Below are 18,971 nucleotides of genomic sequence, written 5' to 3'. Positions count from 1 at the left end.
AAAAATGGACTTTCAAAAAATTTTAGTCGTAATAAGTACCTGCAGGTATGATGTAGTTTACGGGATTTACAGGCTTATCGTTAATTCTAACTTCGTAGTGCAGGTGAGGGGCAGTGGATCTTCCGCTATTGCCTATGTAAGCAATGATATCGCCCCTCTTAACATATTGGCCCGGCGAAACCCTTGCACGGAGCAGGTGTGCATACCGCGTTTTTATCCCGAGTCCGTGATCGATCTCTACCATAAGGCCATAACCCTGCTCCCACTTCACAGAGGTAACTACCCCTGAGGCGGGTGCAATAACTGGGGTCCCCGGTGGGGCTGAAATATCTATACCTTCATGAAAAGCAGGAAGGCCGGTAAAAGGATCCCTTCTCATACCAAATCCGGAAGTGAAATACCCAGCCGCCGGAACTATTGAAGGGGTATGATCCCTTATTTTCTGATCTTCCTCAAACTTCTTAGCGATCTCAGAATAGCTTTGGAGCTGAAAGTTCGCCAAATTTAGCAGCCTTTCAATTTCCTGCTTAACATATTCCTTCTCATCCTTTTCTGGATTCGGCAACTCTTCAAGATTTCCACCCATACCCATAAGGGCAATCTCCTTGGGAACAGGATCAAGCCCCACGGCAGTTCTAAGTCTGTTATTTTCCTGGAAAAGTCCAGTTATTAATTCGTTGAGCTTTTCTGCCTTGCTTTTCAATGCCTTAAGCTCTCTCTTTAGCGTTGTATTTTCTTTTTCCAGGGACGAAACCCTTTGGTAATCTATTTCAAAGCTTAAATATCGGTAAAGAGCAAAGCCAAAAACACTAAATAACGAGATTAAAAAGGCTAAAAACAATTTAAGCACCCATGGACGAATTGTAATTTCCAGTTCTTTACGCTTAGTCGTTGGGAAAAGAACTTTTAATTTAAAGGACCACCTCTGCATTTTTTAAATATAAAATAACCCTTTTGGAATGTCAAGTCCTCGGCGTTCCTCAAAATTAATCTGCTCAAAATAGGGCTGTTTCATCAAAAATATCAAAACAATAAAAGGCGACCATGCTGCATTTTCTATTCTGTAAGCGAGGAGCAATACAGTGTGGTCTCAGCAAATGAAAGTGGTTGTGGAAAACAGAAAAAGGTAAAAGAGCAAAGAGATGTTAGATAAACGCGCCTCTAAACAGGGTTTTAAGAGCAGAAGGTTTAAGTGAAGAAGTAAAAAGGAGGTTTGTGAGTTTGAGGAATAACATAAAGATAGTGAAATTAGCACAAACGATAATCAAATTACAAATGGAGCTTGACAGAGCTTACAACAAAAAAAGTGGGCCCGAATGGGCATCAGAACTACAATAGAAAATAGGTCAAGTAGGTCTAATTTTGAGGAAGTACGTCCCTTAATTTTTCTCTTTCATCCACTCATTTTTAAATTATACAATTAAAGTTCCTGAATTTTTCTTTTATTGTTTTCCACAAAACTAAACAATCAATTCCAAAATATCGGAGACTAATTTATTTCTCATTCCTATAATATTTTCCATTTAATTTTAGGTAGCATATAATGCCTCTACATGCTCATAAATCTCTTTTGCAACACTTTCAATCTTTTCATATTCTACCCTTTCATCAACAACATTTATCAATATCTCCTTTATAGCCCATCGAATTTTTGCACGCAAACTTTCTTTTTTGTTCCAATCAACAACTTTAATAAAATTGCCCAACTTCTTTATTACCTCTTTAGCAATAAATTTGATTTCATCCTCATTTTCAAAAATATCCTTTCCCAACAGCATATCATAAAAAGCGAGTTCTTCCTCGGTTAAATTCAATTTCTTACCCTCATCCATTTTTTCCTTCACTTCTTTGGCGATTTCAATCAATTCATCTATCACATCCACGGTATTGATCAATTTTACATTATACCTTTCAATTAAATTTTTCAGCATCTCGTAGAGGGATTTATATCTGAAGGGATTTTTTCTCATTTTAATTTTAATTTCATCATTTAACAATTTAATGAGGAGGTCAACTGCGTAATTTTTTTGACGCATTTCTTTGAACTGTGCGAGGAAATTTTCGTCAAGGACAGATAAATCTGGTTTTTCCTTTTGAATTAAGGAGAAAACATCAACCGGTTCTTCGGCTGAAATACTTTTTGAAATCAGTTGGTTTATTTCATATTCAAGTTCCCTTGATATTTCCACCTTTTTAGTTGTAGTGTATCTGATTATCATTTTTTTAATCATCTCAAAAAATTTTATGTCATCTTTAATCTTTATGGTTTCGGGGTGTGGGCTTGCGAGGGCATAAATTTTCTTCAGGAGGAGGTAATTTTTAATAAACTTTTCCTCTAATCCCTCTTGAATCATATGATTGTATGCAGAAACAGTAAGTTGGACGAGTTCCTCTGGTTTTAGGGAAACCCATTTTTTATAATCCAGTCCATAAAACATAGAAGAGACGATATCGTATTTTTCCCTCAAGATATTTATAACTTCGTTTATATCAGTGAGGACGCTTTTTATACTTTCAATAGTATATTGGCTTAGTGATTTTCTCAAATCGTCGGCAATTCCTATATAATCAACGATAAGTCCGGAGGGTTTATCTTTAAATACCCTATTTACTCTTGCTATTGCTTGGATGAGGTTATGGTTTTTCATCGGTTTATCAAAATACATCGTATGGAGGCATGGGACATCAAAGCCGGTCAGGAGCATATCAACAACTATGACCATTTTGGGGTCTTTTTCCGGGTTTTTGAAATTGTTGAGGACTTCTTCCATTTCTGTTTTATTTCTTATGTGTGGATGGAACTCCACCGGGTCTCTTTGTTTATTTCCTGATATAATCACTTCAATTGATGGGGCGTTTGGGATTTTTTTGATGGCATTATATAGTTCAACAGCAACCTTTCTTGACAGGACGACAATCATCCCTTTACCTTCAAGTTCTTGGGTTCTTTTATTGAAGTGTTCAACGATATCATTTGCTATTTTCTGAATTCTTTCGGGGTTAAGGATTAATCTCTCAAGTTTTGCGTATTTTCTTTTCAATTCCTCTTTCAAATCGGGTTCAAGTGATTCCGAAATTTCCTCAAATTCATCGTCTATGAATTCATTTGTCAGATGTAGTTCAACGAGTCGTGCTTCGTAGTATATTGGGACTATTATTTTATGACGGAGTGCCTTATCCATTGAGTAGACGCTTATCGGTTCGCCGAAGACAAGGTATGTATCTCTATCTTGAAGTTCAATTGGTGTTGCGGTAAAGCCCATAAATGAGGCGTTTGGGATCGCTTTTCTCAAATTCCTTGCGAGTTCTCTATACTGGCTTCTATGGGCTTCGTCGGCGATCACAATTACATTTTTTCTCTCGGTGAGAAGTGGGTATTCTTCTGATTTTACCTTTCCAAATTTTTGAATAGTTGTAAATATAATTCCTCCCGTTGTCTTTTTTATCGTCTCTTGTAAATCTTCTATATCTTCCGCTTGCTTTGCTATAGGAAATTGGGAGAACAGCTTGTAAAGTTGTTCATCAAGATTATTTCTATCGGTTACAAAGATCAAGAGGGGATTTTCAAGTTCTTTTATTTTTAATATCTTTTTTGCGTAGAACAGCATCGTCAAAGATTTTCCTGCGCCCTGTGTGTGCCATACAACGCCTATCCTTCTATTTTCTGGTGTTTTACCTTCTAAAACGCATTTGATAGTTCTTTCAACTGCTTTTTTAACGGTATAAAATTGGTGATATGCGGATATTTTCTTCTCGTAACTTTCGCCTGTTTTCTCATAAAAGACGAAGTCGTTTATAAATTCCAGGAGGCGTTTTTTATCAAAAAGTCCTTTAATTAAGACCTCAAGTGAAGTTAATTCTTTTCCGTTGTGAAGATATCTATAATAACCGCTTGTGATTTCTTTAACTTCAAGGTCGTCATCGGTTGAAATTCCCTCCCATACAAAAAATCTCTCCCAGTCACTTGTTGGTGAGCCATATTTTGTCTCGTAGCCATCTGAGGCGACGATGATTTGAGAATAAACATAGAGTTGGGGTATATCTTTCATTTTCGTTTTATGGTCTAAAAAGGCATCTCTTGCGGTTTCGTTAGCGTTAAAGCTTTTGAGTTCAAAGACAGCTATTGGGATGCCATTTATAAACACGACGAGGTCGGGTTTTCTGTACATGTCTTTTTCAAATTGATACTCAACTTTAAACTGATTTGCTATGAGGAATTCGTTGTTTTCTAAATTTTCAAAGTCCAATAATTTTATGATTTTCGTCTTTTCTTCCCTTCCCTCTTTAAAGGTAAGTTTTACCCCATTGGTCAGAAGATCATAAAAAATTTTGCTTTTCATGATGAAGTCGGGGTGGTCAAATTCAATAACTTTTTTATAGACCTGTTCGGTCAGTTCATCGGTAAGGTGGGGGTTTATCCTTTTGATCGCTCTAATAAATCTTCTTTTCAGGACGCAATGTCTATAGGATTCTCTTTCTTTGTTATCGGGTATAAGTTCCGAGCCGTGGATGTATGAATAGCCAATTTCTTTAAACCAATTTATTGCAGGTTGTTCTACGAGTTCATTTTCGGTCAAGTATGCCATTTTACAACTCCTCCACCCTTAATTTACCAAAAACGAGCAAAGGAAGAAGTGTATCTCTAATTCTCCTTATGGTCATTATTTGCTTTTGGTTGAGGATGATTTTTTGAAATAGGGGCTCAACGAGTGAGTGGAAGGATTGGAGGATGTGGGGAGGGGGGAGAAGGATATAGTAATTTGTTTTAAAGTTTTGAAGGTCGAACCCCCATACGCCTGTTCCGGTGTGAAATGATTGAGCAAATTCTTGCTGATACAATCTAAAAAGTAAATAAAAAAAGTATTTCATTCTAAAGTCTTTTGGGTTAATTTTAGTTAAATGATGTGAAAACACCCCTACTGATTTTGAATATTGTGTTGGGAAAATAACAAAAGCCGGTGATCCTAAAAGTCTCCCCGTTTTTGTCTGCTCAGTATTTGCAAATATTATATCGCCTTCTTTTAATAGGTGCTGGTTCTTTATTCTTTCGCTTTTGATCCAAGTATATTCAGTTTTAAACCCACCGCCTTCAATTATATTGTTCAAAGTTATAAAAATATAACTTCTATGTGTTTGTTCGTTAAACTTTTCGCTACCTTTATATGATAGCCCATTTTTTAAATCAGCTACTTCTCCTATTTTCTTAACCTCCCACCCCTTCGGTATTTCTTTTCCCAATTCTTCATTATACACAAACTCGTAGTTCCCTCGCTCTTGCTCGGGACAAGCCCTAAACGGCTCAAAATCAATAAACCAGCTTTTGAAAATTGCTATCGCCGTCTTTTCCAAAATCTCATTCTGCCTTTTCTTAACTTCTATTAAATCATCAAAATAAGATAGGACAGTAGCAATGCGTGATTGTTCGGATAAAGGAGGAAGAAATATCTTTAAATACGGAATACTATCACTTGCATGTGCCAGTGTTGTCTTTTCGTCAGAAAACCCAAAAATTTGATACTTTAAAGTTGATTTAAAGAACCAGTACAAAAATTCATAATTCAATTCTTGCATTTTTTCTTGTTTTATTTTAATTTTTCTTATTCCTGAAGAAAAAATGCCTTCTAGCCCTTTTCTTACAATTCCAACTGTTCCATCAAATGAAATTAAAATATCGTTTTTGTTCGCAATTTTTTCATTATTGACTTCAATATCTATAAAGACTTCGTCTTCTCTTTCCCCGCTCAAATTACCTACTCTTATAAACCTATACTTCCCAAAATTTTTGTATGATTTGCTTCCTGGTTCTATACCTCTGATAAAATAAACATATTCAGTTGCTTTTTTAATTTCCCAATCCCTCGGTATCTCCCCAATCTCCGTTTCTTTAAACTCAGTCTCCCAGCGGAATTTCATATATTACCTATTATCTTGTTTTTAAGATCTAAATAAATTTGAGGGAGTTCATTTTCCTGAATATTCTGGAAATAAAAAGGTAAAAGTCTTAAAGATTTTTCTTTATTAAGCTTCTCATTAGCGTTTAACCCTATCTTATCTCGACCTAACATTCCTTCTAAATCTGGCTTTTGAACAAAAACATTATCTTCTCCTAATAACTCTTGCAATTTTAAAATTTCGGTTTCTGCGTCAGCATCTAATAAAGCATAAGTTTTAATATTAAAATGCTTTAGAATCTGAGCAATGGGTTCTATTGCAGTTTTGCTTCCGCATTCAATAATTGAAATATTTTTTAAATCTATATCTATTCCTAATTTTTCTAATGCTAATTGGCAAGCTATTTTATCAGAAAATCCTTCTACTAAAATGACTTTGTCAGCGAAAAATACTTCATTGATATATTCATTAAATTTTGAAGCAAGCTTAACTTGTTCAAGTTGAGAGGGCACTGAAAAAGATATAGAAAAAGATATACCAGAATATACTTTAGTTTCGTCTCCTTCTTTTTTAACAATATGAATGCTTTCAAAATTGCTAATATCTATAAAAGACCTTTCATGGGTTGTATATATAACTTGTAAGCCATCATTTGCTAAGTTCTTTAATAATTTATAAAAATGACGGCAACCATGAGGATGAAGGTAAAGCTCTGGTTCTTCAATAGCAATAATTACAGGCTTCCGGACTATGTCTGCATAAACCCGTGCAATTGCAATAGCTAAGGCGCTTTGGGTGCCTGCTCCCATATCTTCTGCGTCATATTCTATGTCCCCCTCTTTGAAATATGGACGCAGATTTTTAAAAACCTCCATGGGATCCATAAGAGAGAGTTTAAGAAAAATATCTAACCCAGTTTGATTTTGAACATGAGACCTTAGAATTTTTTCAAAATCTTCAACAACTGATGAATAAAGATTATCTCTATAGCTATTTTCAAGCAATTTCTTGAATTCCTCTTTTTTTGGGTGCTCAATTTGGGCATTTAAATATTTTAACACTTTTCCATATAGTGTCCATTGTGAGGGCCTAACCTGTTGAGAAGCTTGCCGATCGAGGGATAAATACATTAAAGCAACTTCTTCCTTCATTTGATTTGAAACCCTCATTACCTTTTCAGAATTCTGATCAATAGCTACATATTCACAATTATTACCATCATAAGTTAATTTAAATCCATGAATTCTGCTATCGCGATTTAATGGCGGGTCAAAAGATACTTGAATTAGAATAGGATTCTTTTTGTTATATTTATAAAAATCCTTATCATCAAATGATTTTATGGTTGGATATGTTTCACCAAGAATTAAATCTAATGCCTTCATAATATTTGATTTTCCAGCATTGTTTGGACCTATAAAAGCATTAATTTTGCCAAGTTGTATTTCTAAATTTTTAATTGAACGAAAGTTTTGTATCTTTATTTTCTTAATCATAACATCCCCCCAATCTCCGTTTCCTTAAACGCCGTCTCCCAGCGAAACTTTAGCATAATTTAAACCTCTAAATTTTTAATTTTAAACCTATGTCTTTAAAAAAATCCATTAGATTTAAAGTGTTAATTCCAATATGATTTGCAATATAAGGTATTCTATCTGGAGAATTCTTTTCATCTGAAACTATTATTGCGCCTTCACAAATGGCTAAAGCAATAATCCAAGGGTCAGCCCATTCTTGTCCTTTTCTACTTATCTCTCTTTCCCAGCCATCTTTTGTATACTTTTTTTGAATCTCATTTATCATTTTTATTTGACAATAATCTATATCTCTAAAAATCCTCTTATATTTTTCACACCATCTTTTAGCGTCATCATCTCTTTCAGAAATTTCTTTCAAGACCGTGATATGGGATATAAGATTTCCATTTTTGATAATTTGGTCAAGTTTTGTCCATAATCCCTCAAAAATATCGGCATGATAAGGAGGATAAGGTAATCCAGAATGACGAAAAAGGTTGATAATAGAACTTGTATCAATACAATAAATTTTAAAATTAAATAAACTTGGCTGTTTTGTTTTACTCATATAAAAACCTTTCTGCGTATTTAGTTTTTACATCAAGGATATTGAGTGCTTCATAAAAGGATATCTTATTTTGTTGAAGAGCTTTTTTAACTTCTCTTATTGTCAAATTACCTGTGCGGTTTTTAAACACCTCTTCCCAGTTTCTACGACCAAATTGCTTTTTTTCTTTTTCTTCCAATTGCATCCTTAATAAAAAATATTGTTCACTTGTTAAAAAACCAAGATATAAAAGGCGAAGAAGGACTACTTGTTTGCTTACACCATAAATTTTAGATAAAGCACCAATACTTTCTAAAGTAGTTTCTTCACATAATGTATAATTTTGTATTTCTTTTTTTATATCATCTGAGGGAACGAGAAATTCAGCAGAAAATTTATTACAGAAACTTTCTTCTTCATACTCATTTTCTACCTCATATTCTAACGAGCATATTCCTGAATTTCTTTTTAAAAGATGACATACTTCATGAAAAAGAGAAAATAACTTAACAGATGGATGATCTGTTTCATTTAAAACTATACCACCTAAATCAGAATAATAAATACTAAAAGCACGAACATCATCTGATACTTCTGATCTTACAGGTTTTAATGGATATTCTATAATTAAAAATTTCATCTTATCCTCAATAATTTCTTTATATTTGTTCAATATAATGTTTGGTTTTTGATTTTTTATCAGTTCAATTCCTAAATATTTTCTAAATTCCTTAGCTAACTGAAAAGGGGATATATTTGATTTAAAGGTTGGTATAATCGATTTTTCAATTCCTAAATCTTTCAATTTTTTTAATAAATAAGTTAATTTTCTTTGAGCCAAAAAGACCTCCGGATTAATTCTTTTATTTCTGTTTAATCTATAATCTGGAGTTTTTGGCAAGGATGGAATCTCATCTGAAAAAAAGGCGGCAATTGGTCTTTTTAAAACATTAGCAAGTTTTTTTAATTGAGGGATAGTAAGTTTACCTTCTTTTAAGGATTTTAAAGAAATTTTTGATTTTTTCGCAACTTCTTCTTCATTAAATCCTGAATTATCTATTAATCCCTTTATAATTTCTGGTTTTAAATTTATTTCTTTAACCATAAATTCCCCCTATACCTCCCATCCTAAGTTTTTAAACACCTCTCTTATTTTTTCAGTTAGTTCTGCCTCTTTTCTTAGCAATTCTGAAAGCTCTTTTGAATATTGGCTCATTTTCTCTTCAAAAGATATATCCTCTTCATCAAGCTTTATTCCTACATACCTTCCCGGAGTTAAAACATAACCATTTTTAGCAACCTCTTCAATCGAGGCAACCTTTGCAAAGCCTATTTCATTTATCTTTTCCTCTGGCTCGCTCCGTTCAAACATCCTAAACTTTTCTACAATTTTAGCTATGTGCTCTTCGGTAAAGATGTTTTGCTTTCTTGAAATAGGCTTATACATCTTTTTAGCATAAATAAACAAGATTTTACCCTTCATATGTTCAGGCTTTGTTTTTCTAATAAACCATAAAGAAGCAGGTAAAGGAACGGTATAAAACATCTTGGGTGGTATAGCTATTATTCCGTATATTAAATCATCCTGAATGATCTTTCTTCTGATTTCACCTTCTACTCCTCCTACGGACAAGGCTCCATTTCCCATAACAAAGCCAGCCTTGCCGTTTGGGGCAAGATGATAGATATAATGCTGGATCCAAACATAATTTGCGTTGTTTTCGGGAGGGAGACCGTATTTAAACCTCGGGTCGTTTGGTTTCACTCTATCTCTTCCCCATTCGCTATCGTTAAATGGTGGGTTAGAGACCACATAGTCAGCTCTTAAGTCAAAGAATTTATCATCGTGGTAGGAGTCGCCCCATCTTATATCTCCTTCGGTATTTCTGATTGCGAGGTTCATTTTGCAGACCTTCCACACGAACTCTTTAGATTCTTGGCCGTAGATAGATAACCTTTCTTTTTCAATGTTTTCTTTTTGTAATTTTTCAAGTGCTGAAACGAAAAAACCTCCGGAGCCACAGGCAGGGTCAAATATTTTCCCTTCTTTGACATCTAAAATTTCAACGATAAGTTTTGTCAATGAGCGTGGGGTATAGAACTCACCTCCCTTTTTACCTTCCGCTTCGGTAAATTTACCGAGGAAATACTCATAAATTCTTCCGAAAATATCTTTTCCTAAATGTTCTTCGTCAAATTCAATTTCAGAGAAGAGGTTTATAAGATAAGCAAGGTCAAACTGGTCAAGGTTTACCTTTGAATAAATTCTTGGGATAACATCTTTCAATTGTTTTGGGTATTCATTTTCCAATGTTTCAATTGCTTTATCAATTATTTCCCCGATATTAGGTTGGTTAGCGTTTTTCTTTATATAATCCCATCCTGCGTTTTCTGGGATATAAAGTATTCCATTAGATTGATAAATATCTCTATCTTCAGAAACTTTAGCTCTTATTTTCTGTGGAAATTTTTTTATTTCTCTTTGAATTTCCTTCTTTTTTTCCTCAAATGCAAATGAAATATACCTCAAAAATATAAGCCCTAAAACAACATATTTATACTCATGAACTTCTATTTTTTTTCTTAATTTATCCGCTGCTTTCCAAAGTTTGTCTTCAAAATTTAAATCCTTTTCTTTCATAAATACCGCCTCCCCTTAGTTATAAACCTTTATATTATAAAGTTAATTTTTTGCAATTTCGCGGCGTTTCTCAAATTAATCGGCTCAAAATAGGGCTGTTTCATCAAAAATATCAAAACAATAAAACGGCGATCATACTGCATTTTCTATTCTGTAAGCGAGAAGCAATACAGTGTGGTCTTAGCAAAGGAAAATGGTTGTGGAAAACAGAAAAAGGTAGAAGAGCAAAGAGATATTAGAAAGACACGCCTCTAAACAGGGTTTTAAGATAAGAGCAGAAGGGGTAAGTGAAGAAGTAAAAAGGAAGTTAATGAGCTTGAAGGATAACATAAAGATAGTAAAATCAACACAAACGATAATCAAATTACAAATGGAGCTTAACAGGGCTTACAACAAGAAAAGGAGGCTCGAATAGGCATCAGAATTACAGCAGAAAATAGGTCAAATAGAACCAAATTGTGATCAATATGATTTTTCATTTGCGCTGCCAATTTTTAAAATTTTAGATTTGTGTTTCATGTTTTGGGCGGGTCCCCCGAAGGGGGACCCGCCTACCTTGCTCACTTTGCTTCCAGTACCTCGCTTATCCGGTTTACTCTCTCATTAAGCGGCCTTTCTTTATCAAAGACCGTGAAAGTTTTCTGGACAACATCGGTGGTAATCTCTTGCCTCAGAAGAAGCCCCGTTTCTTCATCGTAGTAATCCTTCTTGGTAGAGTTAACAACGGTTCTCATGACCAGATGGCCCTTGGTATCCTCTTGGGAATGTTCTCTAACAGAAGTAACCACCAATGCGCCTTTACCCTTATAGCTTACAGGTTTCTTCTCAACCACCTTGTATTCCGGCATCGTGCCTTTAACTTCGAGATTGACACCTTCAAAAACCTTGCCCTGGAATTCCTGCTTCACGACCTTCCCCTGATTATCATAGTAGATAGTACCAAGCGGTTTATCTCCTTCAGAGATCGTCAGAGACACGGGATTACCCATAGTATAGACAGCTTTCAAGTCCCTTTCCTCAGAACCGTATTTAGAGCTTCTGCTATAGTGGTAATTAACCTCGATGGTAGCATTCTTCGTCTTCGGCACAACTAACAGCGACTGGAGATCAAATCCGTACGCTATACCCAGGAGAAGGAAAATTGATATTAAAGCAAACCTTTTCATGGCTTACCTCCTTATCTTACCTTTAAAAACTTCTTAGCTACAATCTCATTGCCGTTTTCATCGTACACCCTGACAAAGAAGACTCCAGCAGGCAAATCGGAAATGTTCACGTCGAGCGAACTGGTCTCTCTACTTACATAGTAAGAACTGGAGGTCACAGAACGGCCAAGAACATCATAGATTACCGCCTTTACATTGCCACCTACTGAGGAAATGGAAAGTTTTAGGATATCTCCTTTTACAATCTCACCCTCTGCTGGTTTGAAGGTGACAGTCCTATCATTTACACCAGTATAGTCATTGGTAATGTAGGAAACATATGGCACTCTGAATCCTTGAGACTGCACAACATTATCGGTTTTCACCCTTATATTGACTGTGTTGCCAGGAATAGCAATTGCGAAGAATGTACCAAGGTTACCAGTATATGCACCATACCTATTTCCGTTTCCATCAAAAAGGATGACTGAATCGGCACTTATAGAATCCGTTATACTCATATTGAAGTTGCTGAAGCAGATTTTGATTGCTTTAGCATCAGGAATGTTTATCATGTAAGTTTGTTCCCAGTTATTTGGAATGGGAGAAGGCGTCGCAATGTACCAGGGTGTGCTATAGAAGTAAGGTACATCCTTTCTGGACCTTACATAATCAACCTTAAAGCCATAGTCTCTAACGGAAGCATCGGAATGGAATTCAATAATTACCTTCTTAGAAGGAATTGGAGGTGTGGAGAAGCTACCTAAGTTAGGACCATTATAAGTATACCAGACTCTGCCATACTGATCTTTTACGTAGAGGCTATCCCAGTAGTCGGTGCTAAAGTTCTCGAAGTGGAGCCTGATAAAGGAAGCCGAAGTGTCTTCAATAGTCCATGTTAATCTCGCATTGTTGGGATATGGATGGGGTGTCTCAATATTCAACATCGTAGTTTGCCAATCATGTCTGACCACGTAATTGTCAAGATAGAGTACATTGTCATTACCTCCAACACTGGCGTAAAAGGCGGGATTCCAGTCACCATCAAGTTTGAAGGAGAACAACGGTCTTATAGGTCTCGACCTGCTAAATTCATAGGTATAGAGGTAGAGTGATTCGGGCTCAAAGACAAACTCAAGAGTGTACCATCTACCCACATAGAAGCTTGTCTTAACACCAGTCTTTTCACCGGCGCCCAAAATCTCACCTACCACTTCATCACCCTTGGAAGGATAGTAGAAGAGGACACCGTAATATCTCTGTAAAGTAGAATCACTCATAAGGATTAAAGTAGAATCGTTTCTGGCTACTCCGTTTAGCATGAAATTGACCTTGAAAGACGGGAAGTCAATCCTTGGATAATGGGTCTTATCCTTCATGTAGGTTTGTCTAAGTGGCCTACCTTCTGCCCTGAGTACGAACTTTCCGCCCTCTACACTTACATTATTCTGCCTATCAAATCTGTAGAAGTCCCAGGAAAGGCCCCTGTCATGATAAACTACAACCTGTTCGGGTCTGTTGGGCTGATAAGAGACTCCATCAATGATATTACCATTGGAATCCGTGACCCGGAGATATAGACCCCACTGGTCGTACAACTTCCTGATCTTGAACATTACATATTTCCAACCAGGCTGGCTAAAGTTCAAAGCGTAACTATATTGATCAGGTTGTGCATAGCCATTGTTTCCATATACCGCAACATTTCCATCCTCAAATAACTTGAATTCGCCAGCAATTCCATACCTGAGATAGACAGTCTGGGCGGCGGTAGAATTTATGTAGAGGCCAAGGTAAACTATGCCGGAATTACCAAAGTAGTTGAAGTCAAAGTAACCACTGTTATCGGCGCCGAGGTTAACCCAGGTGTATCCACCAGGTACCTCGTAGGTATCATAAGGTCTGATGTACGGTTCGCCACCTATGTAATCATAATCCAGCCCCATATCAGGGTACGGGCCAACGAAGACCATATCACTGACAAAGGGTGCATTACCAGGGTTCTGCTGGTCCACAGGGCCCCACCATACATCATAATCGAAACGATGCCTTGCTGGATTCCAAGTCACATTTATACCAGCAAGATAATCAAAGGCAAGCCCCGAAGCACCGATACCGCTGTTGTAAAGTCTCTGTCTCCAGTAAGGACCGTAAACAAAGGGCCATGTGGAGAGATCATAAGCAAAACCAAACCAGGCATCGAGACTTACAAACCAAACACTTATACTCAAATTGCCTTTGCCCCAGGCATCCACATTAATCCAGTTGTAATAAACCGAATCTTGACCACGGATATAGCAACCCCAGAAGGAGATACCTTCCGTTGGATCCTCACCCAACCATCCATAGGCATCTAAGTATCCAAGTCTCGTATAGACATCAAACCCTGCTGAAGCCCATGTATACTGAGCAACCATTAGATGGCCCAATCCAGACACTCGACCATCGGTAGTAATCTCAATCGTAGCATCAAGGGCAAGGACCCTTACAGGATCAGATACAAGTCCCCACAAAGTAAACATCCAGTATTCATAAGGGGTAGTGAAATGGTAAACTCCACCACCCATCCCGTTTATAAAGAGACCTGTGGAGCCAATGGGGATGTTCATCCCTGTAGCAGCAAGATAAGCATAATTGAAGGTACCGTCCCAGTTAAAGGACAGTCTTAATTCAACTTCGCATACCTCAGGAACACTAATCCTTGCCCTACCCGCAACACCCACAGAGTCAAAGGCAAAGGAACCACCGAGGAAGTGGTAACCGCCCATCATGAAATCAGGAATTGAGAGAGAACCCGCAAGAACATTATAACCTGTTCCAAGGACACCTCCCTGACCATCGGGTGTCCTCTCAAGAAGTATAGAGCCCGTCGCATCACCGCTTATAAAGACTGGAAGATGTACACTACCTTCAAAGTAGATTCTGTTATTAGCAGGGAAGGTTAAAATTCCGGTAAAGCCATACCCACCGAGGGTGAAACTACAACCTGCCTCAGTCAGACCGAGAATGTTTCCATGGCTATCGAGCAGTAACTCTTTCACATAAGCATAACCAATGTTATCCAGTTCTACTCTACCCGTTAGGCTAACACCACTGTTCACAAAGTAAAGCCAACCCGAAGCGTGGAATGCACCCACATTCAGGTATTCAAGACCTATAGCTGAGGCATATACTATGTGACCATCGTAAGAAATCGCAATGTTCTCAAACCTTACCCTACCATTTACATTAGAAAGATTAGAGAAATCTATCTGGGCATAGTATATTACCATGTAGTTCTCAAAGAAGCCAAACTCGCCTGAGAAGGCAAAGAAGTCGCCAATGTGGAAATTCTGGACCCCTACCAATTCACAACCAAGGAATCTACCATCGGAGGAAATCATAAGATTGTTAAAGTAGATATTATTAACCCCTATATATCCAGACAGGTTCGACAAATCGAAGTTTCCGCTGAGAATAATCCTTCCTGGATTAGAAGCAAACCGTCCATTGGCATAAACGATGTGGAAACCGTTGATGTATATATTCCTTAGAGTGATTGAACAACTGTCTATACCATGGGAAGTAGCGTAGAGATAATCAACACTGCCTGCACCACCACCCGGTATCTCAACACCACCCTGGAAGAATAGGGAACCAGATACATACTGGAAGTTACCGTAAATGTGGAAACCATTTACATAAAAGTCAAATCCGGGAACGTAAAGGCTCAGTCCACCATTGCCATTGGCCTTTAGAACCACGTAGATGCCGCCCTGGAATTCTGGAATGTAAACAAAACCAGAGGCGGTGAAGGGATAAAGGTGGATGTTGATCTCTTTGATTACAATGTTTCCGAGATTAATGTAGCCATCCCTTACGGTGGCATCGATATAACCGTTGTAGAGAGCAGTAAATTCAACGTAGAAACTTATATTCTCAAGATTTACCTGGCCATAACCTGTAATTCCATCTTCTGTTATCGTAACATTGATACCGTAGATATTCACCGTTATACCTTGACCATCGGGCAGGGAAAGATAATTTGGAAGCACTCCATAAAGCTTTCCATTAGGATTAGATCTAAACTGAATGGGGATCTCCACATAATTGTTCTGGTCACCGATCCTCACATAACCCTGGCCAATGAAGCCGGAATCAGCATAGATGGTACCTGTCAAGTTATAGACCATTACATTACCGTACATAAAGGTACCAGGATAGACCACACGGGCGAACCTCTGAGCCCAGTTGATCTCAAAGTAGAGGGAGTCATCCGGTGAAATAATCCACCAGGCATAGGCCCTTCCATCAGAACCCACATAGTAGTGTCTGAGGAGTATGTTACCAAACACGATGGCATCTCCGTAGATCTGCCAGCTTACAGTGCCATTAGATGACTTGAAGACGACGGTAACATCACTATTACCCTGTCTATAGGTTCCGTAGCCCAAAAATCCACTATTAGAAATATAGGCAGTGAGATTGCTAATGGTGGCTCCGTTATTCAACACTACGTAACCATTCTCAATTCCTACAAAGATGTTACCACTCCAATCGGTGGAGAAGGTAACTTTAACCTTACCATTGGCAGGATAACTTATGTTATTGAAGTAAACGTAACCAGATCCATAAAGACCGGCAGTCTTGGAAATAAATAAGGTGAGGTCATAAATTCTAACGGATCCGACCACAACCTCTGAAGATACAACCGATAGTCTTAATTCAGGCTCAGGAAGGTTTGTGTCGTAGTAAACAGCAACATTAAGCTCAGAACCGTAGAGATTTATCCTTCCCCTGATTTGGTAAGTGCCGTTACCGATGTAACCATAAAAGTCATTAATCTCGATCCCACGGATTACAAAATGACCATCACTAACCTGGATGTAAGAATTTGAGGATATGTTGAGTTCAACATCTGCATAGGAGTCGTATAAAGCAATTTTACCCTTTCCGTAGAAACCAGAAGAGGAAGAGACTAACAGATAGAAATCGGAGATGGTGAGTTCCCTATAGATAAAGGTATTTCCATAACTTTCTGCATAGAGCTCATTGCCGTCAAATCCAATATTGAGATGGAAGGTATTCCCCAAAAGATTTACATCGGCACCGCCTGTGATCATCCCGTTCTCGATGTGGAGGAACAAATTGGTCAATGTTACGTTATAAACGGTAATCTGGGAATAGGTAGCATGAGCGACGAGATTATTTAGGGAATCGATCTGCAACAACAGGGTTAAGGTCCTATCACCAAAGGCTACATCTCCGTATCCGTAGAAGCCGCTCTGATTAAAGGTAATGCGAACGTTTCTTATGATAACACCGTTGAGATTAATATTACCGCCATCGGCATATACATTACCGAAACTGTAAACAGTGATTCTGCCCTGGGTGAAAGCAGAAAGGCTTATCTTCATGTCGTCGATGCGGATGTTGAGGACATTATTCGTGACTATGATTCCGTCAACGGTGATGGTATCCCCGACGATTGATTGAATTACTGCAGATATCTGGACATCGCCGATACTAAACCGGATAGTGTCTCCTATAAAGGCTTTTGTAGTCACCTCAATGGCGGTTTCCGGTGACGAACTTTTTACACCGCCAGAGAGGTGGGCTTTATCGCCCTTATAGGAGACATTTTGCACTGCACCCAGCAGTGTTAACACCAACAACCACTGCATAAGATTACCTCCAGTAAATTACTTTCTTGACTTTACTATTAGCACCCTTTTGCCTCAAGAAGTAAATCCCTGAAGGGAGCCTCAAACCCTTAAGCTCTGACGGGGAGTTGATCCTCCCCACAAACCTACCAGTTACATCAAAAACTTCATAATTACCAAGTTGGGCAATACTTTCCCCAACTCCGCTTTGAAGGACTATTGGCCCATCTAATGCATCAACATCAGGATACCTAAATTCTCCTTTGTAGGTGTAAGCTACGTAATAATGTTTGTAATGTCCCACACCTAAGGGAAGGACCTTCTCATAGGAACCCTGTAAAGTATTTCCAGTAACAAGGTCCATTAGAACACCCACAGTATCCTGCTTTACCGTATCGAAAGGCTCGTAGAGGAAATAAAACAGTTTTACGCTATCACAATGGGTAAAGCGAGAGTAATAATCTACATGGAAAGTGAAGGGTACAGAGGTTGTTCCCGTGTCTGCACTAATTGTGGGGTTATATAAATAAATTGTATCTCTCATTACATAAGGACCAGAGGTATAGCCACTGGAAGGGTATCTACAATAAACTCCTTGGGAATTAACGAAGTAGAAGTAAACATTATACTGCCCTTCAATATAAAGCGGATACCTGAGACCGTAGATTCCATCGTATGCCTGTCCCTGGAGAAGGGAAAGACCGAGGGTATCTTCAATACCATCGGGTCTCAATAAAACCAAATTGGCTTCATAAGGCGGATAACTGTAATTATCGTAGTAACGAATTAAAAAGGTAAATTGGGAACCAAACTCACCCGTATCTGGGTATATCTGAGGATCGTATAGAACAGGTTGATTAGGCATTCTATAGGATACATAGAGATAGGTCTTTTCACCAAAAAAGTTCACACCTGCATCAGAGCCCTCTTCGTCATACTTTACAATGCCGAGACCAACCCATTTAATCCCTTGACTTAAGCGACTGTTCAGATAATCAACGAAGGTTTGATTGAGGGGCAAAAAGGTGCTATCGGAGGGATAATAGAGGTTATATTGGGGATCCATCTGCACATAAAATGGGTTATCAACGAACAAATAGCCGTCATAAGCATCATTGAAGAGGGTTGAGCTTTCGCCGCCGCTGTATGGATACCAATCAGCGAGGTTGTTTTCCATACTAAGTAGCCATAGGTAACTCCAGCTACCATTCCACTCGTCAGACCACTGACCGTCATATGCCACATAAAGTCTTAATCCAGCACTCTGGATAGTTGCGCCATCGGGGATGAAAGAAAGGTCAAATTGAACATAACCTCTCGCCCACTCGTCAAGCCAGTCTTCATCGTATCCGACCATTATGGGATAGCTTAATGGGTCATCATCTCTTATGTATACGTAAAAATTAGTCGTGCTGCCACCGTACCAGTTGTTGGTCCTGTAGGAGTAGCCATAATACTGAACCTGGACTGTAGAGTCCCTTATCTGACCTATCAAACTTAGAAATACTAACAAGCTACGCATAGTTTAAATATTATATAAAGTGTGATTAAGAATGTCAAGTATTAGGGTGTCAAATTTCTTAACAG

The 18,971-nt window shown here is 37.8% G+C and carries 10 protein-coding genes; all 10 read right to left on the bottom strand.

Annotated features, from left to right (window positions below):
- Positions 1–22: 22 nt before the first annotated feature.
- Positions 23–931: a peptidoglycan DD-metalloendopeptidase family protein gene (locus ABIM45_01020; GenBank protein MEO0238497.1), complete on the bottom strand. Its 909-nt coding sequence runs from the start codon at positions 929–931 to the stop codon at positions 23–25.
- 598 nt (positions 932–1,529) lie between these two features.
- Positions 1,530–4,586: a type I restriction endonuclease subunit R gene (locus ABIM45_01015; GenBank protein ID MEO0238496.1), complete on the bottom strand. Its 3,057-nt coding sequence runs from the start codon at positions 4,584–4,586 to the stop codon at positions 1,530–1,532.
- A gap of 1 nt (position 4,587) precedes the next feature.
- Complete coding sequence (locus ABIM45_01010; GenBank protein MEO0238495.1) at positions 4,588–5,913, bottom strand: restriction endonuclease subunit S; 1,326 nt, start codon at positions 5,911–5,913, stop codon at positions 4,588–4,590.
- Entirely contained in the window at positions 5,910–7,388 is a 1,479-nt protein-coding gene (locus ABIM45_01005) for an AAA family ATPase (protein ID MEO0238494.1), read from the bottom strand. The genes ABIM45_01010 and ABIM45_01005 overlap by 4 nt, the downstream gene beginning before the upstream one ends.
- A 67-nt stretch (positions 7,389–7,455) precedes the next feature.
- Entirely contained in the window at positions 7,456–7,977 is a 522-nt protein-coding gene (locus tag ABIM45_01000) for a DUF4411 family protein (protein ID MEO0238493.1), read from the bottom strand.
- Positions 7,970–9,061, bottom strand: a complete 1,092-nt coding sequence (locus ABIM45_00995) for an ImmA/IrrE family metallo-endopeptidase (protein MEO0238492.1) — start codon at positions 9,059–9,061, stop codon at positions 7,970–7,972. Before ABIM45_00995 ends, ABIM45_01000 begins: the two co-directional genes overlap by 8 nt.
- Before the next feature lie 9 nt (positions 9,062–9,070).
- The gene (locus tag ABIM45_00990; GenBank protein ID MEO0238491.1) at positions 9,071–10,597 is read right to left on the bottom strand and encodes a class I SAM-dependent DNA methyltransferase; all 1,527 of its coding nucleotides are present in this window, start codon (positions 10,595–10,597) and stop codon (positions 9,071–9,073) included.
- Positions 10,598–11,157: 560 nt separating this feature from the next.
- Entirely contained in the window at positions 11,158–11,763 is a 606-nt protein-coding gene (locus tag ABIM45_00985) for a hypothetical protein (GenBank protein MEO0238490.1), read from the bottom strand.
- An 11-nt stretch (positions 11,764–11,774) separates the two neighbouring features.
- Positions 11,775–17,405, bottom strand: coding sequence for a CUB domain-containing protein (locus tag ABIM45_00980; GenBank protein MEO0238489.1), 5,631 nt, complete (start codon positions 17,403–17,405; stop codon positions 11,775–11,777).
- 4 nt (positions 17,406–17,409) lie between these two features.
- Positions 17,410–18,906 (bottom strand): T9SS type A sorting domain-containing protein, encoded by a 1,497-nt coding sequence (locus ABIM45_00975; GenBank protein MEO0238488.1) that lies wholly within the window; start codon positions 18,904–18,906, stop codon positions 17,410–17,412.
- Positions 18,907–18,971: the final 65 nt, after the last annotated feature.

The sequence above is a fragment of the candidate division WOR-3 bacterium genome, assembly GCA_039803545.1.
In the GTDB taxonomy this organism is placed as follows: Bacteria; Hydrothermota; Hydrothermia; order UBA1063; family UBA1063; genus UBA1063.
Note: the sequence above shows the minus strand (reverse complement) of the source record. Positions and strands in the feature narration are given on the sequence as shown.

Bases quoted from the DNA above. Each gene is read 5' to 3' on its own strand.
- ABIM45_01020 (MEO0238497.1), bottom strand. From the start codon at position 931: ATGCAGAGGTGGTCCTTTAAATTAAAAGTTCTTTTCCCAACGACTAAG.
- ABIM45_01015 (MEO0238496.1), bottom strand. From the start codon at position 4,586: ATGGCATACTTGACCGAAAATGAACTCGTAGAACAACCTGCAATAAAT.
- ABIM45_01010 (MEO0238495.1), bottom strand. From the start codon at position 5,913: ATGAAATTCCGCTGGGAGACTGAGTTTAAAGAAACGGAGATTGGGGAG.
- ABIM45_01005 (MEO0238494.1), bottom strand. From the start codon at position 7,388: ATGATTAAGAAAATAAAGATACAAAACTTTCGTTCAATTAAAAATTTA.
- ABIM45_01000 (MEO0238493.1), bottom strand. From the start codon at position 7,977: ATGAGTAAAACAAAACAGCCAAGTTTATTTAATTTTAAAATTTATTGT.
- ABIM45_00995 (MEO0238492.1), bottom strand. From the start codon at position 9,061: ATGGTTAAAGAAATAAATTTAAAACCAGAAATTATAAAGGGATTAATA.
- ABIM45_00990 (MEO0238491.1), bottom strand. From the start codon at position 10,597: ATGAAAGAAAAGGATTTAAATTTTGAAGACAAACTTTGGAAAGCAGCG.
- ABIM45_00985 (MEO0238490.1), bottom strand. From the start codon at position 11,763: ATGAAAAGGTTTGCTTTAATATCAATTTTCCTTCTCCTGGGTATAGCG.
- ABIM45_00980 (MEO0238489.1), bottom strand. From the start codon at position 17,405: ATGCAGTGGTTGTTGGTGTTAACACTGCTGGGTGCAGTGCAAAATGTC.
- ABIM45_00975 (MEO0238488.1), bottom strand. From the start codon at position 18,906: ATGCGTAGCTTGTTAGTATTTCTAAGTTTGATAGGTCAGATAAGGGAC.